Annotated in this window: 22 protein-coding genes, 1 tRNA gene and 1 pseudogene; 20 read left to right on the top strand and 4 right to left on the bottom strand. The window is 46.0% G+C overall.

Annotated features, from left to right (window positions below):
- The first annotated feature begins 115 nt into the window (after positions 1 to 115).
- Together CSD97_RS04075 and CSD97_RS04070 are read left to right on the top strand one after the other, a co-directional pair.
- Positions 116 to 1945 carry a potassium transporter TrkG gene (locus CSD97_RS04075; protein ID WP_098031989.1) on the top strand — a complete coding sequence of 610 codons (1830 nt, stop codon included), beginning with the start codon at positions 116 to 118 and terminating at the stop codon, positions 1943 to 1945.
- A 5-nt stretch (positions 1946 to 1950) separates the two neighbouring features.
- Positions 1951 to 2637 (top strand): TrkA family potassium uptake protein, encoded by a 687-nt coding sequence (locus CSD97_RS04070; protein ID WP_005831720.1) that lies wholly within the window; start codon positions 1951 to 1953, stop codon positions 2635 to 2637.
- Between the two features lie 51 nt (positions 2638 to 2688).
- On the opposite strand, the gene CSD97_RS04065 is transcribed toward CSD97_RS04070, so the two are convergent.
- Positions 2689 to 4197 carry a DUF3843 family protein gene (locus tag CSD97_RS04065; RefSeq protein WP_227238919.1) on the bottom strand — a complete coding sequence of 503 codons (1509 nt, stop codon included), beginning with the start codon at positions 4195 to 4197 and terminating at the stop codon, positions 2689 to 2691.
- Between the two features lie 293 nt (positions 4198 to 4490).
- Here CSD97_RS04065 and CSD97_RS04060 point away from each other — a divergent pair, with 293 nt between their 5' ends.
- The 9 genes from CSD97_RS04060 (at position 4491) to CSD97_RS04005 (ending at position 11168) form a co-directional block, all read left to right on the top strand.
- Positions 4491 to 5111 carry a DsbA family protein gene (locus CSD97_RS04060; protein WP_098031988.1) on the top strand — a complete coding sequence of 207 codons (621 nt, stop codon included), beginning with the start codon at positions 4491 to 4493 and terminating at the stop codon, positions 5109 to 5111.
- 942 nt (positions 5112 to 6053) lie between these two features.
- A complete protein-coding gene (locus CSD97_RS04040) occupies positions 6054 to 6533 on the top strand; it encodes an HU family DNA-binding protein (protein WP_009038158.1) in 480 nt (159 codons plus the stop codon).
- Positions 6534 to 6659: 126 nt separating this feature from the next.
- Positions 6660 to 6887 (top strand): DUF4248 domain-containing protein, encoded by a 228-nt coding sequence (locus CSD97_RS04035; protein WP_005831704.1) that lies wholly within the window; start codon positions 6660 to 6662, stop codon positions 6885 to 6887.
- Between the two features lie 136 nt (positions 6888 to 7023).
- Positions 7024 to 7473, top strand: coding sequence for a DUF4890 domain-containing protein (locus CSD97_RS04030; protein ID WP_005832642.1), 450 nt, complete (start codon positions 7024 to 7026; stop codon positions 7471 to 7473).
- Between the two features lie 60 nt (positions 7474 to 7533).
- A complete protein-coding gene (locus tag CSD97_RS04025) occupies positions 7534 to 8082 on the top strand; it encodes a DUF4738 domain-containing protein (RefSeq protein WP_005831701.1) in 549 nt (182 codons plus the stop codon).
- A gap of 49 nt (positions 8083 to 8131) precedes the next feature.
- The gene (locus CSD97_RS04020) at positions 8132 to 8809 is read left to right on the top strand and encodes a response regulator transcription factor (protein WP_005832639.1); all 678 of its coding nucleotides are present in this window, start codon (positions 8132 to 8134) and stop codon (positions 8807 to 8809) included.
- The gene (locus tag CSD97_RS04015) at positions 8806 to 10095 is read left to right on the top strand and encodes a HAMP domain-containing sensor histidine kinase (RefSeq protein ID WP_009038161.1); all 1290 of its coding nucleotides are present in this window, start codon (positions 8806 to 8808) and stop codon (positions 10093 to 10095) included. The genes CSD97_RS04020 and CSD97_RS04015 overlap by 4 nt, the downstream gene beginning before the upstream one ends.
- Positions 10096 to 10187: 92 nt before the next feature.
- Positions 10188 to 10628: a PepSY-like domain-containing protein gene (locus tag CSD97_RS04010; protein ID WP_005832634.1), complete on the top strand. Its 441-nt coding sequence runs from the start codon at positions 10188 to 10190 to the stop codon at positions 10626 to 10628.
- Between the two features lie 36 nt (positions 10629 to 10664).
- Complete coding sequence (locus CSD97_RS04005; protein WP_016272774.1) at positions 10665 to 11168, top strand: PepSY-like domain-containing protein; 504 nt, start codon at positions 10665 to 10667, stop codon at positions 11166 to 11168.
- A 90-nt stretch (positions 11169 to 11258) separates the two neighbouring features.
- Here CSD97_RS04005 and CSD97_RS04000 read toward each other — a convergent pair whose 3' ends face one another.
- Complete coding sequence (locus CSD97_RS04000) at positions 11259 to 12470, bottom strand: L-serine ammonia-lyase (RefSeq protein ID WP_005831694.1); 1212 nt, start codon at positions 12468 to 12470, stop codon at positions 11259 to 11261.
- 57 nt (positions 12471 to 12527) lie between these two features.
- Positions 12528 to 15065 (bottom strand): Smr/MutS family protein, encoded by a 2538-nt coding sequence (locus CSD97_RS03995; protein WP_098031987.1) that lies wholly within the window; start codon positions 15063 to 15065, stop codon positions 12528 to 12530.
- A gap of 116 nt (positions 15066 to 15181) precedes the next feature.
- Between CSD97_RS03995 and CSD97_RS03990 the strand changes: the two genes are divergently transcribed.
- From CSD97_RS03990 to CSD97_RS03970, 5 genes are all read left to right on the top strand, one after another.
- Positions 15182 to 15266, top strand: a tRNA-Ser gene (locus CSD97_RS03990).
- 301 nt (positions 15267 to 15567) lie between these two features.
- Complete coding sequence (locus CSD97_RS03985) at positions 15568 to 16800, top strand: site-specific integrase (protein ID WP_098031986.1); 1233 nt, start codon at positions 15568 to 15570, stop codon at positions 16798 to 16800.
- Positions 16801 to 16819: 19 nt separating this feature from the next.
- Positions 16820 to 17221, top strand: a complete 402-nt coding sequence (locus tag CSD97_RS03980) for a hypothetical protein (protein WP_005832617.1) — start codon at positions 16820 to 16822, stop codon at positions 17219 to 17221.
- Between the two features lie 184 nt (positions 17222 to 17405).
- The gene (locus tag CSD97_RS03975) at positions 17406 to 18359 is read left to right on the top strand and encodes a hypothetical protein (protein WP_005832615.1); all 954 of its coding nucleotides are present in this window, start codon (positions 17406 to 17408) and stop codon (positions 18357 to 18359) included.
- Between the two features lie 119 nt (positions 18360 to 18478).
- Positions 18479 to 18970 (top strand): YdeI/OmpD-associated family protein, encoded by a 492-nt coding sequence (locus CSD97_RS03970; protein WP_022401326.1) that lies wholly within the window; start codon positions 18479 to 18481, stop codon positions 18968 to 18970.
- A 114-nt stretch (positions 18971 to 19084) separates the two neighbouring features.
- Here CSD97_RS03970 and CSD97_RS03965 read toward each other — a convergent pair whose 3' ends face one another.
- Positions 19085 to 20272: a GIY-YIG nuclease family protein gene (locus CSD97_RS03965; protein WP_022401327.1), complete on the bottom strand. Its 1188-nt coding sequence runs from the start codon at positions 20270 to 20272 to the stop codon at positions 19085 to 19087.
- A 246-nt stretch (positions 20273 to 20518) separates the two neighbouring features.
- On the opposite strand from CSD97_RS03965, the gene CSD97_RS03960 reads away from it, so the two are divergent.
- From CSD97_RS03960 to istA, 4 genes and pseudogenes are all read left to right on the top strand, one after another.
- On the top strand, positions 20519 to 20860 hold the full coding sequence (locus CSD97_RS03960; RefSeq protein ID WP_022401328.1) for a helix-turn-helix domain-containing protein: 342 nt from the start codon (positions 20519 to 20521) through the stop codon (positions 20858 to 20860).
- On the top strand, positions 20857 to 21192 hold the full coding sequence (locus CSD97_RS03955; RefSeq protein WP_022401329.1) for a helix-turn-helix domain-containing protein: 336 nt from the start codon (positions 20857 to 20859) through the stop codon (positions 21190 to 21192). Before CSD97_RS03960 ends, CSD97_RS03955 begins: the two co-directional genes overlap by 4 nt.
- Positions 21193 to 21314: 122 nt before the next feature.
- Positions 21315 to 21671, top strand: a pseudogene (locus tag CSD97_RS19015) (hypothetical protein); the annotation flags it as partial.
- 235 nt (positions 21672 to 21906) lie between these two features.
- Positions 21907 to 23389: IS21 family transposase (gene istA / locus CSD97_RS03945; RefSeq protein WP_098031999.1), on the top strand; the 1483-nt coding region annotated here is incomplete at its 3' end.

Here is a 23389-nt window from a genome sequence, read left to right as displayed (position 1 = left end):
TAATTCAATGCCCAAATGTAGCTATTATTTTTGAACCAATTTCTTTTTCCTTTTGTTTTTTGTATATCAAGGTATATTTGTCTAAGTTTGCCGCGTTTCATTAATCGATGCATTTATGAAGATTTATCATAAATTCCTTTTGTATCAAAATAAATGGATTCACCCTTACGTACGGATGACAGTGGGAGTAATGACTTCCATCACTTATTTGGCCTCCATCCTGCTGATTGTCGGCGTGGTCTATGAGCATGGCTTTACGATTTCAGAGGTCGAGGCGCATCAGCTCCAACGCTTGTACCATGGGGTGTGGATTGTTTTTCTGGTAGATGTCACCCTTCGCATTTTGCTGGAATACAAGGATACCCGGCGCACCTTCAGTAAGCTCACCTGGATACTGACCATTCTGCTCTATCTGACCCTTATCCCGGTCATTTTCCATCGTCCGGAGGAGGAGGGCGCCATCTTGCAGTTCTGGGAATTTCTGCATGGCAAGGCCTATCATCTTGTCCTGCTGCTGGTGTTTTCCTTTTTCAGCCTTTCCAACGGGCTGGTACGGTTGTTGGGGCGGCGTACGAACCCTTCGCTTATTCTGGCTGCAAGTTTCCTGATAATCATAATGATAGGCACGGGGCTGTTGATGTTGCCGCGCTGCACGACGAACGGCATATCGTGGGTCGACTCGCTGTTCATATCCACCAGTGCGGTGTGCGTCACGGGGCTGACGTCTGTCGATGTGGCGTCCACTTTTACCCCGACCGGTTTTGTGGTAATCATTCTGCTGATTCAGATAGGCGGTCTGGGAGTGATGACACTGACGAGCTTCTTTGCCATGTTCTTCATGGGTAATACCTCGTTGTACAATCAGTTGGTGGTGCGCGACATGGTGAGTTCCAATTCCTTGAATTCCTTGCTCTCCACCCTGGTCTATATTCTGGCCTTTACGCTGGTGATTGAAGGAATAGGGATGCTTGCTATCTGGGGAGACATCCACGGGACGATGGGGATGGACCTTCAAGAAGAGCTGGCCTTTTCCGCTTTTCATGCCATTTCCGCTTTCTGCAATGCGGGATTCTCCACGTTGCCCGGAAATCTGGGTAATCCGTTGGTGATGACGGGGCACAATCCGTTCTTCATCTATATATCTCTGCTGATTATTTTGGGGGGTATCGGTTTCCCCATACTGGTGAATTTCAAGGATATTATTCTTTACCATCTGCGTCGTCTGTGGCACTTTCTGCGTACGTGGCATTGGGACGGCAAGCGTTTTTACCATCTGTACAACCTGAATACAAAGATTGTACTGATAGTCACCTTCCTGCTGCTGGTACTGGGCACGGTGGGCATTGCTGTCTTTGAGTGGAATGCCTCCTTCGCCGGCATGTCGGTGGCAGACAAGTGGACGCAGGCGTTTTTCAATGCCACGTGTCCCCGTACGGCAGGCTTTACCAGTGTGGACTTGGCAGGCTTGGGGGTACAGACATTGCTTATATATCTGTTTCTGATGTGGGTGGGAGGCGGTTCACAGTCTACGGCAGGCGGTATCAAGGTAAATGCCTTTGCGGTAGTGGTGCTGAATCTGGTGGCTGTGTTGCGCGGCACGGAACGGGTAGAGGTGTTTGGCCGTGAGCTGTCACACGATTCTATCCGTCGTTCCAATGCCACGGTGGTGATGTCGTTCGGCGTCTTGTTGCTGTTTATTTTCATCATCAGCATTCTGGAGCCGGGTACGTCGCTTTTGGCCATTACCTTCGAGTGTGTGTCGGCATTGAGCACGGTGGGGTCCAGTTTGAACCTTACCCCGCGGTTGGGAGACGACAGCAAGCTACTGGTGGCACTGCTGATGTTTGTGGGGCGTGTGGGACTGATTACGCTGATGCTTGGCATCATCAAGCAGAAGAAGCATACGAAGTATCAGTATCCGAGTGGTCAGATTATAATCAATTAAATAAGATGAAGTATATTATTATCGGTTTAGGGAATTATGGTCACGTGCTGGCAGAAGAGCTTTCTGCACTGGGGCACGAAGTGATAGGTGCGGACGTGAGCGTCGGCCGGGTGGATAGTCTGAAGGAAAAGATTGCCACAGCCTTTGTCATCGACGCTACGGACGAGCAGGCCTTGTCCGTGTTGCCGCTGAACAGTGTGGATGTGGTGATTGTTGCCATCGGCGAGAATTTCGGTGCATCCATCCGTGTAGTGGCTTTGCTGAAGCAGAAGAAGGTGCAGCATATCTATGCCCGCGCCATTGACGCTGTCCACCGTTCCGTGCTCGAGGCCTTTGAGCTGGAACGCATTCTTACTCCCGAGGAGGATGCCGCACGCGGACTGGTACAGTTGCTGGAATTCGGTGCCGATATGGAGACCTTCCGCGTGGCACCGGATTATTATGTAGTCAAGTTCACCGTTCCGGACAAGTTCATTGGCTATTATGCCAATGAATTGAATCTCGATAAGGAGTTTGGCCTGAAGATGCTCGCCTTGAAACGTGCCGAGACTTTGAAGAATTGCCTGGGCGTCTCGTATGTGGAACACAATGTACTGAACGAACTGCCGGAAAATGACCAGATACAAGCCGGCGACCAGTTAGTGTGCTACGGACGGTATAAGGATTTCCAGAAGTTCTGGAAAGCACTATGATAATTGGTAGTTGGAAATGTGTCAAAAGTGGTATTCACCCCCCATTTTCAACTAATCAAAGTCTTTCTCCCGACACCGATAATGGAAATAATCAGTCAGGAAGTGTGCATTCTTGCGTATGAACTCTTGCCCGTATTCTTTTCTTTGCAAACTGTTCAGATAAGCATCCGGAAGCATGCCTTCGTCTTGCAGGATGCAACTCAATTGGTAGGGGATAATGTCTGGGTTGACGATGAACATAATGGCGTTTTTCTCTGCTTCCTCCTTATTATAATTGGGGTTGTCCGGAGATTTGATGCATTCGCACAGCTTGAATTGGATATGTAGGCCGGTGTGCGGGTTGGCCATCAGCATGGCTCCGTTTTCCGTATTTATGCGTGGTATGTCCAGGCCTTCTTTCAAATTGTAGTCCATCTTGTTCAGCAGAAAATCAGAAATCTCCTCTTGCGATTGGCAGAATACAAAAGATTTCCCGCCGGATGCTTTTATGAAATCATGGAATGCAGCCTTTTCATTCGTCTTTTCTTTCTGTTTCGTCAAGTCGTCCACATATTCCGCCATTTTCTGGTTGTACTTGTTCTCGAGAAGCATGCCGCACTGCCACCATGCGTTGCCAAAATAAATCAGTTCGCAGATAAGGGTGCTTTTCCCTACCTCTCGGCTACGGATGGCCGAAAGGTTCAAGGACTTCTTGGTTATCTTGAATTCGCCTTCGTCCTCACTGCACAAATCTTTGACGTACAGATACCTGTCATCTTCTTTCTCCAGCAGATAGCAACTGTTTTTCCGTACCTTCACCTTGCCCCAAAGCTGATGTTCGGGATGGGCTTTTCCGATGAGAGCCAGCCATTCCGGTGAGGTCAGCGACAGCAGGTTGCGGCGGCCTTTGAACGTCAGTGAGGTGCGTGTGGCATATATGAGGGTCTCTGCCATTTCGGGAGTAATCTTTTCATCATCCAGCAACCGTTCAGCTTCGTCCCGGCATTGGGCGACATTTTCGATGTTGAAGTAGCATTGGTAGTGAAACCAATCCAGTATCTCCCGGTAGTGGAAGAAGTCTTCTTCTCCCATGGCAGAGTGGTATAGAAATTCCTGCATCCTTTCATTTTCGGGAGCGGTTTCGTATTCCTCTGCAAGCAGTCCGTATATCTCTTGTGCAGTCTGCTCTATTCCGGGATTCTCGGGGTTGATGGCGCTTATTCCCCGGCACAGATATTGTATATGGTGCCAAAGCAGAAAGCGTATGTCCTCCAGATTGATTTCATCCGGAAAATAATCGCCTTTGATGGGGTAGAAGGGCAGATAGGCTCCGTATCGCTTCCGGCACTCGGCAGTGAATGCCTGCCAGATGCCGGTCTGGGAGATGACGTCCTCAAACCATGCGGCGAGGCAGAGGCTTGTATAGCGTATGTTTTCCTCTTCTTCGAAGGCGTCGGCTATCGTTGAAGAGTAAAGTCTTTTGTGGATTTCGTTTGCAATGCCGACGTAGTACTGGTCAACGCTGTTTGTCTGCTTGTACGGATGCAGTTCCAACCATTTTTTTGGATATATTTTCTTCATGACTCTAAAGTGAGTTTGGTGTGTATTTTTTATATGTTTCATTTCCAGCGTAAAGATATGTTTTTTATGGGAATTTTCTTGTTTTTCCTCCTTTCGATTAGTATATTTGTATGCTACTATTAAATCGTTCCATCGTGTGGAAAAAATCGTTCCACCATGGTGGAACGATTTTTCTTCCGTGGTGGAATGATATTTTCTCCATGGTGGAATGATTAAAGAATAGCATTTCTTCTCCTTAATGCCGTGGAAGAAGAAATGACGGAATTGCAGGACCATTTAAAAACAGAATATATATGAGTGCGTATTACGACCTTTTCGAGAAACCCGACGTCCGCCAGACCGGCGAGCAACAATCCCTTTATGCCCGCTTTGTCCCCAAGGGCACCATCGACCGCAAGGAATTTATCGAGCGTGTACATCTTTTCACCGGCCTCAGCCGCAGCCTGCTGGAAGGAGCGATGGCAGGCTTTATGGACGAGTTGCGCGACTGCCTTGCCAATGGCTGGACGGTGGAGCTGGGCGAACTGGGTTACTTCACCCCCTCTTTGAGTTGTACCCGCCAGGCGACGGACAAGAAAGAGCTTCGTGCTGCCTCCATCGCTTTGCGCGGGTTGAATTTCCGTCTGGGCAGGGAGTTCTATAAGGATTTGAAAGGTAAGATGCAGTTGGAGCGTTGTCCGCAATCGGCATCGGCGCCTGCTTCGTCTGCCGATGAGGCGTTGGGCGTGGAGCAGCGCTGGCAGTTGCTGGATGAGTATTTGCAGCAGTATCCTTGCATCAACCGCGCCCAGTATGCACGGCTGGCAGGACGCAGTTATAAGCAGGCGGTTGTCGATTTGAATAGGTTTATAGAAGAAGGGGTGCTGATGAGGCATGGGATGGGGCCGAGTGTGGTGTATGCCAGAAAGAGGTAAAATTCAAGATGTGTATTTGCATCTGAATCGAAATGCAAAGGACATATCCCGTGAGCTCAATATGGATAAAGGACTGTTATTCCGCATATTGAAAAAGCTGGAGGCAAATCATTCTCGACACCCCCAAGAATACGGACAGAGCACATCTGTTTTATGAGAAAGCCGGATTCAAGAAAATAGAGAAAGAAGAACTCCCCATCGAATACGATTATCCGTATGATGACAGTGACTTCTTCTGCCTGACCTTGAACGGATACCAATAAATTTACGGTTATTAGAAATTTAATCGGATAAATTAAGATTTATGGAGATACATAAAGTCCATTCTGTTTTTTTCAGTGCTACATTTACTACCAAAGCCATCGTGCAGGGTATCGTCAAGCAGCTGCACGCCGATAATATCCAACATGACATTACGAGTAATGTTTTAATCCCCCGGTTTGAGATTGGGACGCGATGAATTGTTGGTCGTAGGCGTGCCGTCCTATTCAGGAAGAGTGCCCGACACGTGCCATTACGTCGGAGAACCCCATAAAGACAGATGAAGGTCAATGTATTTCATGTGGAAGGTGCATTGTCCTATGTCCTGTCGGCTCACGAAACTACCACTATCCATTTTTGGGAAAAAAGAGTTTGGAGTTTGCAAGCGCAAATTCAGAGAGAAAAGAACTTGAACTTTTTTACGCTGTCAATTAAAGATGCCGTAAAGGATAAAAACAATGTATGATTAAGGAATAAAATTTCTTAGTCATTGTCTATCAGTTCCTTTCTTTTTCTCCAATATCCTTTTTTATCCTACGAAAACCTCCTTAAACCTCCGTTAAAGCACCACCCCGTTTTCTGCCCGTTGTATCTTTGCATCGTGGTCACAAAGAAACTGGTTTTGCAGACTGACGAGCGAACAAGACCGACTTTTATTAATCAACTTAAAATTAAAAAACTATGGCTTTGAATTATGAAGTAAAAAAGAGAGTATTCGGTTTTGACGAGACAAAAACGGAAAAGTACGTGGCGCAGATGAAAACTTTGGGTGTGGTAGGTTTTAAGGATTTATGCGACGAGGTTTCCAAGATAGGCATGGCGCCTCGCGGTGTGGTGAAGCTGGTGCTGGACGGATTGATCGACACCTTGAATATGGATATCAACAAGGGATTTTCGGTACAGCTGGGTGAGTTCGGCTGTTTCCGTCCCGGCATCAACGCCAAGAGCCAGGACAAGCTGGAAGATGTGAAGGCAAGCACGATTTATCGCCGCAAGATTATCTTCACTCCGGGCTTCTACTTTAAGGATATGCTGACCCGTGCCAGTGTAGAGAAGATGGATTGGTCGGGCAACGGCACCGTTTCTGGTGGGGGTAGCTCCAAACCAAATCCGGATGGCGGCGGTTCCGATGGCGACCAGGGAGAAAATCCGTTAGGATAAACATTCTGTAAATAAGGAGAATATGAACTTTCTCAGAAAAAGGTTCATATTCTCCTTGAAATACTTGACTTCGCCTTTTGAATATCGTATCTTTACATCAATCATTTAAAAATCAGACAAACTGCTATGGAAACAGAAAATGGCTTTCGTATCACGACTTATAAAAAGAAAGATTTGGCATGCCTCTATTGCCCCAATGCTACTGCACGTTGCGCCATCCGCACCCTGACGCGGTGGATAAAACGGAATCACGAACTGTATGAAGCCTTGGCGCATACCGGGTACAATGTAAGGACACGGACATTCATGCCGAAGCAGGTGAGCCTTATCGTACAGTATCTGGACGAACCTTAATATTCTTTTCAACCTCATTTATTATGTTAAAGCGGGAAGTTGCGGTTAAACTTCCCGCTTTTGTTTTTGTCATAGATACGTTGCAACACAATAGGTATAACTAACATAAGGTATTAATTAAAAAAAGAGAAAAATGATGAAAAGAATAGTTCTGATATGGATGGCCGCCTTCCTAATGGGTGGCATGGCAATGGCACAACATGCCCGCCACAGTGATAAAATGCCCGAACCGAAAGTCCGTGCCGAGCGCATGACGGAACGGATGGTGAAAGAGTACTCCTTGAACGATACGCAGAAACAACAACTGCTGGAGGCAAATCTGGCATTGGTTGAGAAAATGGGAGATATGCCGATGCATCGTGCCAAAGCACACAAGCATCATAAGAGAGATGGTAAGCGCCATCAATTGACGGATGAGCAACGCGCGCAGAAAAAAGCGGAGATGGAAAAGAAGCGTGAAGAGATGAAGACTGCCCGTATTGCTTATGATTCACAACTCCGGAAGATTATGACGGAAGAACAATATGCTGCATACAGCAAGAAAGTGCAGGATAGAAAAGCAAAAATGGAATCTAAAAGAAAATAAATTTTCTATTGCATTCAATTTGTACTATTTTTGTCCGGTCAACTACTAAAAAACAGAACGATGAAGAATATAGTCTATATTTTAGTGTGTGCATCGGTCATTTTCTTCACTGCTTGTTCGTCGCAAGACAAGAATAAGAAAGACGGTACGCAGGTATTGATGCAGGATAGTACAGAAATTGCCGGCCCACAGCGCATGCAGGTGTCTGATGTAAAAACATCCTTTACGTATAAGGGAAAAGAGTATCAGTCTTCTGTAGTGCGCCGGCCGGATGAATCTCTGCCGATAGTGAAAAACGAGCAGGGGGAGAAATTTGTGGATAACCGTATCACCTTGCGCATCACGTGCGGCGGGAAGCAGGTGGTGGATAAAGTGTTCACCAAAGATAATTTTGCTTCGTTGGTGGATGCTAAGTTCATGAAGTACTCTATTCTTGAGGGGCTGGTCTATGACAAGACCACTCCGCAAGGAATCATATACGCGGCCAGCGTCTGCTATCCGCAATCCGACCTTTATGTTCCCATCAGACTGACCATTACGGCTGACGGGAAAATCTCCATGGCAAAAGAAGAACTGATGGAGGACTATCAGACAGACAGCATTGATTAGTGGATAGTTTTCCAGATTGTTTCCAGTTTTATAGACCATCTTTGCCGGTATGAAAATCCTGATTGTAGAAGATGAGCAAGATTTGCGGGAAACCATCCGCACTTCGCTCTTGAAAGAAAAGTTTGTTGTAGAGACCGCTGCCGACTATTTTTCGGCATTGGATAAAATCAATGACTACGATTACGACTGCATTCTGCTGGATATCATGTTGCCTGGCGGGAGCGGTCTGGACTTGCTGCGTGAGCTGAAACGGCTGCACCGCAGTGACAGTGTGCTTATTATCTCGGCCAAAGACTCGCTGGACGACAAGGTGGACGGGCTGGAATTGGGAGCCGACGATTACCTTACAAAGCCTTTCCATCTGGCAGAACTCAATGCACGTGTCAAGTCATTGATACGTCGGCGGCAGGCGAAGGGAGATGTGACCGTCACCCTTGGAAATCTTTTGCTCTATCCCGACAAACGGCAGGTAGAGATAAACGGAAAACCCTTGCAGCTGAACCGCAAGGAGTTCGACCTGCTCTATTATTTTGTAGTCAACCCCGGCCGGGTCATCAATAAAATGAGCCTTGCCGAGTCGGTGTGGGGAGACAATATAGACCAGGCGGATTCGTTGGATTTTATCTACTCGCAAGTGAAGAATCTGCGTAAGAAATTGAAACAAGCTGAGGCTACCATAGAATTAAAGGCTGTCTATGGATTCGGCTACAAACTCTCCGAACTATGAAGCTGCTGAGCTACACCTACCGCAAACTTGCATTGCTGCTGTTTCTGTTGATGGCGGTGTGGGGTGTGCTGTTCTATTACGCAATCATTGACGAGGTGGTGGATGAGACGGACGATACGTTGGAGAATTACGGTGAGATATTGATGGAGAGTGCGCTTCACGACCCCTCGATACTCGAAACGGAAGGCTCGTTGATGTCTTTCTATAAGTTCACCCCTATATCCGAAGAGGAAGGGCGGCATTACAGACAAGTGTTCTATGATGCTACGGTTTATATCGAACTGGAGGATGAAGACGAACCGGTACGTGTCATGTGTACCGCTTTCCGTATGCCCGACGGGCAATATTATGAGTTGAAACTGATGATTTCCATTTTGGAGCGGGATGACATGGTGGAGGCTATGCTTTGGTATCTGGGAGCGCTGTTCCTGTTGTTTCTCATCTGTACTTCCATCGGCATCCAGTTGGTGCTGAAGGGAGTGTTCCGTCCGTTACATAGGTTGCTTGACTGGCTGCACTGCATTCAGCCCGGCAAGGAGGTGCCTCCATTGGACAACCCGACGAAGATACGGGAGTTCCGCCAGCTGAGCGATGCTGCATTGGATATGGGCAACCGCAGCTACAAGGCATACGAGGAGCAGAAGCAGTTCATCGAGAATGCCTCGCATGAGTTGCAGACACCGCTTGCCATCGTGAGGGGAAAAGTGGAACTGCTGGCTGAGAGTGAAGGGATGACGGAACAGCAAATGGAGCAGCTGGACGAGATATATGCCACGCTGGGGCGTGCCGTAAAACTGAACAAGTCCCTGCTGTTGCTTTCCCGTATAGAGAACGGGCAGTATACCGAGATGGAGGATGTCTCGGTGGATGAGATATTGGATGAACTCTTGCCCGACCTGATGGATATCTATGAACATAAGCAGGTGAGACTGATACGAAAACGGGAGGAGCAGCCTTTTATTATCCGTTGCAACCATTCGCTGGCGCAAATACTGGTTTCCAATCTGGTGAAGAATTCGTTGCTGCACAATAGGGAAGGGGGAGAGTTGCAGGTACTTACCACTCCAACTTCGCTGGTCATAAAGAATACGGGTGATGTTCCTTTGGATGGAGAGAAGTTGTTCCGGCGTTTCTATCATGGCATGGATGGCAAGAAAGACTCCACCGGACTGGGGCTTGCCATAGCGCGTTCCATTGCGTTGTCGTCTTCATTGAAGCTCACGTATGAATGGCAGGACGGTATGCATACCTTCCGTCTGGTTAAAGAAAGTGAAATTTACCGTTAACTGCGATTGTTCCCAAATCTTTCCTAATTCTCTACCGTTATTTGCAGTGTGAATGATATGAAATTTATTAGTAACATTAAAAAATAACGATTATGAAGAAAGTATTGTCTATTCTTGTGTTGGCTCTTGTAGCTGTTCAGTTTGCCTTTGCCGGTGATGTTATCACTCAGGATGCCAAGCAGCTTCCGCTGACGGCACGCAATTTTATCAACCAGTATTTCTCGAAACCGCACATTTCACACATCAAGATTGAAAGTGAAATATTGCAGACTAAAAAATATGAAGTGCTGTTGACAGACCGTACGGAAATAGACTTCGACAAGAAAGGAAATTGGTTGGAAGTGGATTGCAAGAAGTCCGCTGTTCCCGAAGCATTGATTCCGGTTCCCGTAAAGGAGTATGTGAAGGCTAACTTCCCGAGAGAGATTATTACTAAAATCGAGCGCGGACGTACCGGCGTGGAAATTGAACTGGGTAATGATTACTCTTTGAAGTTCAACAAAAAGGGAAAGTTCGTCAGCATGGACGACTGATTCTCCGGTAGCTATTAACTTAAACCTTATAGAGAAATGATGAGAATGAAGATTCAAATGTTGGCGATGATGTTCATCGCCGCCTTTGCACTTGGTGCATGCAGTGATGATGACGACAAGGATGATGTCAAAGTGCCCGAAGCAATGCCACAAGCATTGAAGTCCAAATACCCTTCCGCAATCCATGTGGAATGGGAACAGAAAGGGGGCTATTTTGTTGCAGATTGTAAAGTGGATGGGCAGGAAAAGGATGTATGGTTCAATAATCAGGCGGAATGGCAACTGACGGAAACCGAATTGCTTTGGAATAATCTTCCGGGAACAGTACAGACCTCTTTCAGCGCCAGTGAGTATGCCGGTTGGAAGATAGAGGAGATTGTTCTTTTGGAGTATCCGGTAGTGCCTATGCAGTTTGTCATTGAAGTTGAAAAGGGAAATGCAGAGTATCAATTGTTCTATTCGGAAGAAGGCGGCCTGCTACAGACAAAAGATGTGAGCGGTAATAGGGATGATACGCATTGGCCGGTAAAACTTGATTAGAGAAGAGTTAAGGATAAGGGATTAAGGACATTAGTGTTGTGCAATCATATTGAAAACTTAATCCCTTAATCCTTAATCCCTTATCCTTAACTACATCGGCTTATAATCCTTCGCCAGTCCTCCTTCGCTGGTTTCTTTGTAGAGGGAGGGCAGGTCGTTTCCGGTTTCTTTCATGACTTCCACCACTTTGTCGAATGACACGCGGTGCATGCCGTCGGTGAAGGAGGAGTAAAGGTTGGCATCCAAGGCGCGTGCGGCGGCGTAGGCATTACGTTCGATGCACGGGATTTGTACCAGTCCGCAAACTGGGTCGCAGGTCATACCCAAATGATGCTCCAATCCCATTTCGGCGGCATATTCTATTTGTGCCGGACTGCCTCCAAACAATTGGTTGGCTGCGGCTGATGCCATGGAACATGCTACACCTACCTCTGCCTGGCATCCGGCTTCCGCTCCCGAAATGGAAGCGTTGGTCTTCACGATGTTTCCTATCAGTCCAGCTGTGGCAAGGGCACGAAGTATGCGTGTGTCGCTGAACTCCCGGCTTTTTTGCAGATGATAGAGCACTGCCGGTACAATGCCACACGAACCGCAGGTAGGTGCAGTGACAATGACCCCACCTGACGCATTTTCTTCACTTACTGCCAAGGCATAGGCAAATACCAGTCCGCGCGACTGGAGGGAAGCCTTGTAGCCACTGGCACGTATATAATAGGTAGAAGCCTTTCGGCGCAGATTCAGAGGGCCGGGCAAGACTCCTTCACTATCCAATCCCCGTTTTACGGCAGCCTGCATGGTTTTCCATACCTCCTGCAGGTAATCCCAAATGTCGCTTTCCTCGCATTCCTTGACGTACTCCCAGTAACTTTTTCCGGTACGTTCACACCATTGTAGTATTTCGGTCATACTGTTCATTTCGTATACATCCGGGGTGTTTACGGATGATGCTCCGTCATTCTCTTCTGCCAGGGCACCGCCGCCGACACTGAATACAGTCCATTGGTCGGTCTCCTTGCCTTCGCTGTCCAAAGAGACGAATTTCATACCGTTGGGATGGAAGGGCAGGAATATTTTGGGCTCCCAGATTATTTCTACCGGTGCTGCGGGTTGCAGTGTCTCGGTGATGGCAACATTGGTCATGTGCCCCTTGCCGGTAGCGGCGAGGCTTCCGTATAGGGTTACTTGGAAGGCGGCTGCTTCGGGATGCCTTTCCAGGAATATCTGAGCTGCCTTGCGCGGCCCCATAGTGTGGCTACTGGATGGACCGGTACCGATACGGTAGAGTTCTTTGATTGATTTCATATATTTCAGATTTATGATTTCAGATTTATGATTTAATTATCAACTGTCAATTATCCATTAACTCAAGTCTACTACGGTAATGCCTGCTCCGCCGAACTGTATATGTTCGTCGGCAAAGTGGCGCACTCCGGGAACGGTTTCCAGATATTGGCGGATAAGCGTGCGCAGGATACCCGTTCCTGTTCCGTGAAGGATACGCACACGCGACATGCCGACGAGGATAGCATCATCAATGAAATAGGTGACGGCTTGCAGCGCTTCGTCGCCACGCATGCCACGGACATCAATGTCTTGCTTGAAATGTAGTTTCTTCTCATACATGCTGTCTTGGGTCTGGACGCTGATGAAAGTGCTTTTGGCGGACACGTCAGCTTGTTTGGGCTGCGCGTTGGTGCGTTCCAGCCTGTCCAGCTTGACGGTAGTCTTGATGCTGCCGAACGCGATAATCGCATTCTTGCCGTTCACTTCCATTACCTCGCCCACAGAGGTCTGTCCCTTTATTCTGACGTTGCAGCCGGGGACGATTGCCGCGAGGCGTTCCGCTTCTTTCCGCGCCTGCTGTTCTGCCAAAGCCTGGGCAGACGGTCCGTTCTCTTTTCCATCGCCTGCTTTCTTTTCCTTTTTCCGGTTCTGCTTTTCTTTCAGCTTTTCCATCTTGCGGGCAATTTTTTCTTCCAGTTCCTTGTTGGCAAGCGCTTCCATTGATTCGCGGAAGTCCGTCAACTCCTGGCGGGCCTGGCGTGTCTTTTCTTTTTCTGCCTGGGCTTCTTTGATGGAGCGTATGGTGTTCTCGATGCGTGCATTGGCTTCCTGCATCAGTTGATCCACCTCTTCTTTCGCTTTGCGCAGAATATCCTTCCGGGATTTCTGCAAATCTTCGATTTCGGTCTGATAACGCTCGATGGTCTCTTCCATGTGCTTTTCACGCTGGCGTATTGTCTGGCGTTTGCCTTCCCAATAGCGTTTGTCGCGCACAATGTCCTGCAGGTACTTATCGGCGTTGATGTATTCGCTGCCCACAATTTCCGAGGCATCGGCGATGACATCTTCCGGCAGACCTATCTTGCGGGCAATCTCCACAGCGAACGAACTGCCCGGATTGCCTATCTGTAGTTGGAACAGTGCCTGCATCAGATGGCGGTCGTAGAGCATGGCGCCATTCACTACACCTTCGTGGTCTTCGGCAAAATGCTTCAGGTTCTGGTAGTGTGTGGTGATGACACCGAACGTCTGTTTCTGGTTGAAACGCTTCAATACGGCTTCGGCAATGGCACCTCCTATCTGGGGTTCTGTTCCGCCCCCGAATTCATCAATCAGGATGAGGCTCCGTTCGTTGCAGCTTTTCATCATGATTTTCATGTTCGTAAGGTGGGAGGAGTAGGTGCTCAAATCATCTTCAATGGACTGCTCGTCACCGATGTCGATGAATATACTGCTGAATATTCCGGCATGACTGCGTTCGTGCATCGGGATGAGTAGTCCGGATTGCAGCATGTATTGTAATAAGCCTACTGTCTTTAAGCAGACGGACTTGCCGCCTGCGTTCGGACCGGAGATGATGAGGATACGTTGCTTCTCATTCAGTTCGATGTCAAGCGGTACGACTTTTTTGCCATGTTTGGCGAGAGAAAGTTGCAAGAGTGGGTGTACCGCCATTGTCCAGTCCAGCAGTTGCTTGTTTTCGAGAGCCGGTTTCAGTCCGGATATTTGCTCGGCAAACAATGCTTTGGCACGTATGAAGTCTATTTCGGCAAGGAACTCGTATGATAGCAGTACGTCGGGGATGGAGGGACGCAACTGGTTGGAGAAGCCCGTCAGGATGCGGATAATTTCTCTGCGTTCGTCACCTTCAAGTTCTCGTATGCGATTGTTGGCTTCCACTACTTCGGCAGGCTCGATGAATACGGTTTTACCACTGGCCGACTCGTCGTGTACAATACCGCGTATTTTCCGTTTCAGTGCCGGTGCAACGGGAATGACCAGACGGCCGTCACGCATGGTGGGTGTTACGTCTTTGTCCACAACGCCCTCGGACTGGGCATTTCGTAGAATACTGTTCAGTGAGCGGGAGATGCTTCCCATGGTACTTGCCAGTTCCCGACGGATGCGTGCCAGTTCTGCGGAGGCGTTGTCCTTGATTTTTCCGTAAGGAGAGAGGATGCCGTTTATTTTCGCTATGAGCTGCGGGAAGACGGTGATGTCTCTCGCCAGCTTTTTCAGGCAAGGGTAGGGGGAAGCGCTTTCTTCCTCATCATCGTCGCTTTTCTGTAGGAAGCGTACTATATCGCGTATGGTTTCCAGCGAACGGCGCAGGTCGAAAAGTTCTGGCTCGTCCAGATACATGCCTTCCACGCGTATGCGTTTCAGTGACGGACGTACATCAAAAAAGTATTGTGCCGGGAAGTTGTCTTCTTCTTGGAGTATGCGTACAAATTCGGTGACTTGGTCCAGACGCTCCTCCACCTCTCCAAAGTGGTCGGAGAATGCCATGTCCATCACCCGTTCTTCACCAAGTGTACTGAGGCATTTTTCTTTCAGCAATCGGCGTATTTGGTCGAAACCTATTTTCTGTTCAAAGTTCTGCGGATATATCATGGTGCAAAAGTACTATTAATTCATGAAAAAAGAGAAAGGAAGTTTGCAGAATTAAAAATGATTTGTACCTTTGCATCGCTTTAAGAAAAAAGCACTTCCCGAAAAGGAAGTTTTTAGGAGAGGTGGCAGAGTGGTCGATTGCGGCGGTCTTGAAAACCGTTGTACTGCGAGGTACCGGGGGTTCGAATCCCTCCCTCTCCGCTGAACACTAAAGACAAATGGTGGAAAAGCTAAGACAAGTCCCGTAAAATCAAGGTTTTACGGGACTTTTTTCGTTTTGTCGACAGACAAGAAAAGGACAAGAAAATGCCCCGTTTGGACAAAGTAGTGTTACTAAATCGTTACTGAAAATTGAGCGAAATAAAATAGTAACGATTTTAATGCTAAGTTGCTGATTTGTCGCTCGTTGTCTCTTAGATGTCCGTTCATAAACTAATTGTTAATCGTTCCTTTGCAATGGGAAGTTATAACCCCATTGTTACGGACATAAAAAACAAAGTATATGAGCAAAAGTACATTTAAGATTCTCTTCTACATTAGAAAGAATCAAGTAAACAAGGATGGAACAGTCTGTATTATGGTCAGACTGACGGTAAGTGGTGATGTCACACAATTCAGTTCAAAATTGAATGTGGATCCAAAGGCATGGGACGTGAGACTGGGAAAAGTGGCTGGCAATTCTGTAAAAGCACGTCAATTAAATGATTTGTTGGAAGATATACGTACCTCTCTAAAAAATCACTATCGTGATATTGAAGTACATGAGTCGTTTGTTACAGCGGAGAAAGTGAGAAATGCGTTCTTGGGTTTTACTGCCAAGCAACGGACTCTTTTGGAACTATTTAAGAAGCATAATGAGGATGCACAAAAGCTGGTAGGTATCAGTAAAACGCCTGCAATTATGGCGAAGTATGACCGATGCTATAGAAGGATAGAAGAATTTATGAAAGCAAAGTATAATATCACGGATATTGCTTTGAAGGAAATCAATCATATGTTCATTACAGATTTTGAAACGTATCTGCGTACCGTCAGTTTATGTAATGAGAATACAACCGCGAAATTTATGCAGACTTTCCGAATGATTGTTATTATGGCAAAGAATAACGGCTGGATTTATACTGATCCGTTCATGAATTATAAGATTCGATTGAAACGGGTGGATAGAGGCTATCTGACCGAACAGGAGATACAGAAAATATTGAAGAAAAAGTTCCCAACGAAACGTTTGGAACAGGTGCGGGATGTATTTATTTTTTCTTGTTTTACTGGGCTCAGTTACATTGATATAAAGACGCTGAAAGCAAGTGAAATCTGTACCTCGTTTGATGGTAAGCTATGGATTATGAGGCATCGCCAAAAAACAGATACCCCGGTGAATGTTCCACTTCTGAAAATTCCATTGGCTATACTGAAGAAGTATGATGGACAATTACCTAAAGGTGAATTATTGCCCGTATTAAGCAATCAAAAGTTAAATTCTTATCTGAAAGAGATTGCTGATTTGTGCGGAATTAATAAAAATATTACTTTTCACCTCGCAAGACATACATTTTCAACGACTGTCACGCTTGCTAAAGGTGTTCCCATTGAAACAGTCAGCAAAATGTTAGGACATACGAATATAGAAACGACACAGATTTATGCCCGCATCACGAATGATAAGATACGTAATGATATGCAGCAATTATCTGGAAAATTAGATGAATTCGAATCAATAGCGTTAAACTCATAATGATAATAGAATATAGAGTATGGACGAAGGAAAAGTAATTATAGAAGCAAAGGATTCCGGCGGTGTTCGTATTGCTCTCAGACCTGCGGAGGATGGGAGCATCTGGATGAATATACGGGAGATCGCCGATATATTCAATGTTGGCGGAGCATCTGTTGAACGACAAATCAAAAAGATTTTTGCTGAAGGTGAATTACATGAGTATGCGGTGAGAAAAGATATGCCGATAGAATATGCTCCCGGTAAGCATGGATGGTTGGATTATTATAATCTTAATATGATTATTATGCTTGCTTTCCGTATGAAGAGTGCGTTTTGCGCCATGTTCAGGGAATGGATTACGGAACAACTTGTACGAAGGGTCAGTGAACAACAAATCCCTATTGTACTGCAAATAAGTAAAAAGCAAAGTGTAAACTAATAGACTTTCATAAAATTGAACGGCTTTTCCTGCTTTTATAGGTGGGAGAAAGCCGTTTCTTTGTTTATAATCGGTGCGTTTACTCCTTTGTGGTAAAAGAAGCTAAAAGAATAATGAATGATGTTTCCCTTCGGATGTCAAGATGGTATATTTGCATAAAATATTGAAATAGAATATAGTGCTTATGGTTGAAGACTTTAATATGCTTTTTGAATATGATTCTGGCTATGTAGTAGATGGGTATAAAGTTCCAATGGGCTATGAGTTGGGAAGTTGTGAGGAATTTTTCTATCTGCACCGACAACCACAGGGTGAATTTGTAATTGTACTGAAAGAAGGAGGTCTTTTCTATTTCTTATCTGATAGCTTTAGCGACTTTACGGGACTTTGTAAGGATTATGACTGGTATGTCATTTCGCATCAGTCGTTCAATACACAACTTGAAATAGGCATTGGGCTGATGAATACCGGAGGGGCGGTTGGTTGGATCGGGCGGGCGGAATCTTCGGAAAGATTGAGTATGTATAAGGATATATTGGTTTTCTCTTATGATTGTGGAGTGGAAACAGAGTTTTATCCTTATGATACAGCTTTCACCGGAAGTTGTGAGATTGACGGGAGTACTTGCCACTATGTGCATGATTATTATCCTACACGTATCCAAAAAATAGATGTACATCAAAAGCGTATCAGTAATTTGATTTTCCGATTCAAAGAGGGAGGACATTGCGGGATGCTGGTGGCTAAGATTGTATCTCTCTGCATGAAGAATATTTCTTATTATAATTCTCCTGAAAAGACGATACTAATTCCTATTCCTGCTTCTACAAGGGAACGGCAACGGAAAAGATTTCCTGTTCTCTGCTATCATTTATCGAAGTGGTTGAATGTGCGTGATGGCTTCCAGACCATCTGGATTGAAGAGGAACGGGAGCAGATGAAAGGTACTTCGCATAAGGATGTGGTGTCTAATCTGAGTATCAAAAGGAGAGATATAAATGGGATGCACGTAATATTATTCGATGATATATTAACCACCGGACAGAGTTTTAAACAGTTGAAGCGAAGAATGATAGACTTGGGCGCTAAGTCTGTGACCGGGATATTTCTTGGAAAAACAGTTTGGCTAAATGATTGAGAATCTGTTTTGGCTTTTATGTTTTCCGATGCAGAGAAATGAGTTTTAAATAATGTAGTTGCTGAATATAGATGAAATATTATTTGTAATTTTTAGTTATGGAAGTAAAGAGTGATATTATGAAAATAAAGGAAGAACCGTTGGTAGATAAGGAATATCTACTTGAAAAATTCCCGGGAAAGGGTGGGTGGACTTACGCTCTGATCCCTAAAATTTTACAGGATAAACACTCACATTTTGGTTGGGTAATCGTAAACGGCAGTATTGACGGTTATGAAATCAAGAAGTTCCATTTAATGCCGTCGGGTAACGGGCAACTGCTTCTTTCCGTGAAAGCGGAAATACGGAAAAAGATAAAGAAACAAGCGGGAGATTATGTTCATGTCATTTTATATCCGGACAATGAACCACTGGAAATTCCTGAGGAACTGCTTTTATGCCTACAAGAAGATCAGGATGCACAACAATTCTTTCATTCATTGAACGAAAACGAACAACACAATTATGTCAAGTGGATTTATTCCGCCAAGACAGATGAAACAAGGGTAGAAAGAATAGCTAAAACTCTTGTCAGACTATCTAAGCATCAAAAAAACAAAAACAATCAATAAGACATTTTTTCTTTCACTAACCAATGGGGCGTTTGGAGTTAATCAGTATGCCTGTATTTTAGTAAATTCATAAGAAATGGCAGTTGGAAAATACGAAATGTTTATCTGTAAAAACTATTCTTTTGAGTTGTTTGTCTTTCGTGATTTCTTACGTTCATATTTTAGATGATTCATTTCTTTTTGCGTATATCTGATGTATTTACATTCGTCAATTTTATATCTTTCAAAAACTTTCTTCAAGTGAAGTTTCTCATCTACGATAGAGAATCTACCACCTCTAACCTTCTCTGCTCCGTACTCGTTGAAGTATTTCTCAACAATAGGGTCAAGTTCCTCAATAATCTCCAAATGATCTTTAGGACAAATTACGGGAATAATTTCCAATAGCTTAACAGGAGTGTGGAGTTTGCACCATTCGCAATATTTACCTTTCTCATATTTCTGCATAAGTGCTGTCAAATTACTACTGTAGCTTACATGGTAATAACCATCCTCTAATGCCAGCACATAAACAACCATAATGCGCTCGTTATCATTAAGTGGCAAATCATAATCTATCTCAGGATTATTTTTCTCATAATCTTCTAAGAGTTTGCTGTAATTACTAAAGTTAGTGACATTCACACCTTTCCCTTTTTTCTGTAAGAATGATTGTATAGCTCCTAAATGCTGTTCCGGCTCCAATAAATTAAAACTCCCTCCACGGACATTCTCATACCCGTATTCAGCACCGCATTGAAGCACCCACTCATTAACCATATTCATATCAGGAATACCATTTTCAAATACTGCTTCCTGATATTTCAATAACCGTATGGGTTTATTGATGTAAGTCCAATTTGAAGCAGTACCTTTTTCCTGTCTTTTAAGGGCGGATTTCAAGGAACGGGAGTAGCCGACATAATATTTGTTATTTTCCAATTCAAGAAGATATATGTAATACTCTCTTTTACTAAATGAAATATCCTTAATATCTATATCTAAAAAATATCCGCAATGTTGTAGGTACTTTATGGTTTCGATTTCACCCACATTACACCAATAGCCACCTCTGACCATTTGCCAGCCTTTGGCTTTCATCATTTTTATAGTTTGGTGGTTTTCCCAACGGTCCTCTTCTTCGAGAGAAGAAACGAGAAAAGATTCTTTTTCAATTACACTAACAGGGGGGTGTAATTTAGTCCATACAGCTCCTTTATCGCTAAAGTGTTCATTAAATCTTCTGTCAGGATCAATGGTCTTTCCTACATAATAATAACCATCTTTCAGTGCTAACGTATAGATATATATCTGATAAGTCATTGCTTTTCAATGCGTTTATTGGTTTTATGTACATTGCCTCTCTCGTGAACGGGGGTGTATATTTGCACATCCAGCGCAAATATAAGCAAAGAATTAATGTGACCTAATGATTTGGCATTACAGATTTTTATTATAACTCTGATATAGCTTAAATTCCAGAGAAATCTTACATAGGTAGTTACCTACCTGTGGATTCTCCCTCTTTTATCTTTTCAATTTTGCGCCATAATCAAAAAGCGTAAAAGAATGGAAATAATTACTCTGGATCATCAGGTATATCAAGATTTGGTGACTCGAATTAATCGGATTTCCGATTATGTATTCAAAAAAGCAGCAGTGCCTACAGCAGAGCCTGAAATATGGCTGACAAGTGAGGAACTGGCTGAACTTCTTAAAATTAGTACGAGAACTCTTCAGCGTATGAGGAAAGAACGAACCATCCCTTATTGTATGATACGGAGTAAATGCCTGTATCGTTTTTCCGATGTGGAAAAATGTATTGCACAACGTATTGTCAGCTGTAATCCGCAGACGCTGGATGAGTTTAGAGAAAGTTATAGAACTACTCACGAATCTACTTCCCGATGAATACTCCACTAGATACAACCACTTTTGAAAATTGGATGCGCCAAATTATGGAACGCTTCGACCGGAACGAACAGCTTATCGCCTCCCTTACGAGCAAGGAACTCAGGGAGGTGAAATACCTCGACGGGGAACAGCTGCTCGACAATCAGGACTTATGCGAGTTGCTCAACACGAGCAAACGCTCCATCCAGCGTTACCGCAGTTCGGGGACACTGAAATACCAGATGCTTTGGCACAAGGTGTATTACAAGGAATCGGACGTGCAGGAGTTCCTGAAAACCCATTTCAAAGAGTTTGAAGGGAAAAACATGGCGAAAAGGGAAAAGGCATGACGCCACAAACTTCCAGACGGAAGCCACAAGCTGCCACACGGTTCTTCCCCCATTGCGGGACGGTTGATAGCCGCTACTTTCGTGGGCGAAACAATTTCATTTTTAATTTAAAGCAATAAAGTATGGAACAAAAAAAGAATCAAAAGGACGTGCTGATTGTCCGGGACGAGAAGACGGGCGAAATCAGCGTCGTCGCCGGGCTTAAAAAGGACGGCACGCCGAAAACGACTGCCGCTTCGGGAGCCAACCAGAAGGATTTTCTGTTGTTCGACAAGAACAGCAACCCGCTGGACAGCTTTCTGGACAACTTTTTCCGGCAATGCAAGGAGCCGAAACGCTTCGGCTTCTACCGGGTGGCGGCGGAGAACATCGAGCATGTGATAGACGTCCTCAAAGACCTGCTTAAAAATCCCGAAAAGAACCGTGACCTGCTGGAACCGCACCACGTGGATACGTCCAAGTACGAACAGCAGGCGCAAACTGTACCCGAAGAAGTCAAACCTACTTCCGATGCGCCCAATGATCTCAACCCTTTTTGGCAATCAGTTGAAGAGCATTGGTTTCCTGAAGAAAAAGAGTCCGAAAAACCGAATGTAGCTAACACTTGAAAAGGGACCCGGAACAACATTTAAAACGTGCCCCACCCATGGGTATGTTTAACCGAACAAAATTGGTATATTCATAAAAACCAATGGCGTTCATAATATGTACCACATGGAAGAAAGAGATTCCATAATTCTCGCCTATAGGCGTGACGGATTGAGCATCCGTGAGATCGCCCGTCGTAACGGCATGAGCCGCAAGACTGTACGCAAGTATCTCCGGGCTTTCGAACAAGCGGTCGGTGACAACCCCGATGCGGAAGCAATGGACACGTACCTGCAGCAGCCGGTGCGCTATGACAGCAGCAAACGTGTCCGCAGAGTGATGAACCAGCAGGTGATGGAGGCGATAGACGGCTTCATGGCCCGCAACCGGTCTAATGCCGCGGCCGGATTGCGCAAGCAGCAGATGCGCAAGATTGACATGTGGCGCCGGTTGCGCGATCAAGGCATAGAGATTGCCTATTCGACGGTATGCCAGTATGTCCGTGCATTGGAAGTGGCGGTGTCCGCTCCAGCCAAGTCCCCGGCGGCGTTCATCCGCCAGGAGTATGAACCGGGGTTCCGGTGCGAGTTTGACTGGGGCGTGCTGACACTTTGGATTGCCGGTGTCAAGACGAAGCTGCACATGGCCGTGTTCACGATGAACCATAGCAACCTGCGGCGGGCATACCTGTTCTCCCGCGAGGACACGTTGGCCCTGATGGAAGCACACCGCAACTGCTTCCGTGCTTTGGGGGGCACGCCGCAAGTAATGGCCTACGATAACATGCGGGTGGCCGTCAAGAAGTTCCTTGGACAGGAGCGCGAACATACCGATGCCCTGCGCCGCATGGAACTCCACTATTGTTTCACCCCTCATTTCTGTAATCCGCGTTCGGGATGGGAGAAAGGTAAGGTGGAGCGTTCGGTGGAACATATCCGCCGGCGGGCTTTCGCCTATGATGTCCGTTTCGGTTCGCTGGAGCAGGCGCAGTGTCATCTTGACAAGGTCTGTGACAGGCTCAACGGGGAGGCTTCCAACATGTCTGCGCAAGAGAAGAAGGAGCGCGTACAGGCCGATATTGCGGCTTTGCGGCCGCTTGACCACGGTGACATGGGCTGCTTTGAGCAGCGGCATGCCCGTGTCGGGAAGTATTCCACCATTACCGTCGATGGTGTGCATTACTCTGTGCCTGACCGGCTTGTCGGTCGGGAGGTACCCATAAAGATGTATTCCGAGCGTATTGTCGTGCTTGACGGTCGCGACAAGGTAGCCACGCATGTACGCTCCCGGCGTCTCGGTGACTGGTGTATCGACCTGATGCACTATCTGGGCACGTTCCTTCGCAAGCCTGCGGCGTTGGGACGAACCACGGCCATGCGACAGGTACACCCGGACGTGGCGGCACTGTTTCGCAAACATTTTACGGATTCTCCCAGATCGTTTGTCGAACTGCTCGTGTTTACCCGTGACAACCAGCGCACTTATGCCGACATACTGGCTGCGGCAGACCGTCTGTCCTCCCGGGGACTCAAACGCCTGTCTTCCGAACAATTGAGCGCCGAGATGCTGGCCAGTGACGGCAATGGAACCGCAAACGTCCGTCAAGACG

The sequence above is a fragment of the Bacteroides sp. AR29 genome (assembly GCF_900217715.1).
GTDB lineage: Bacteria > Bacteroidota > Bacteroidia > Bacteroidales > Bacteroidaceae > Bacteroides > Bacteroides uniformis.
Note: the sequence above shows the minus strand (reverse complement) of the source record. Positions and strands in the feature narration are given on the sequence as shown.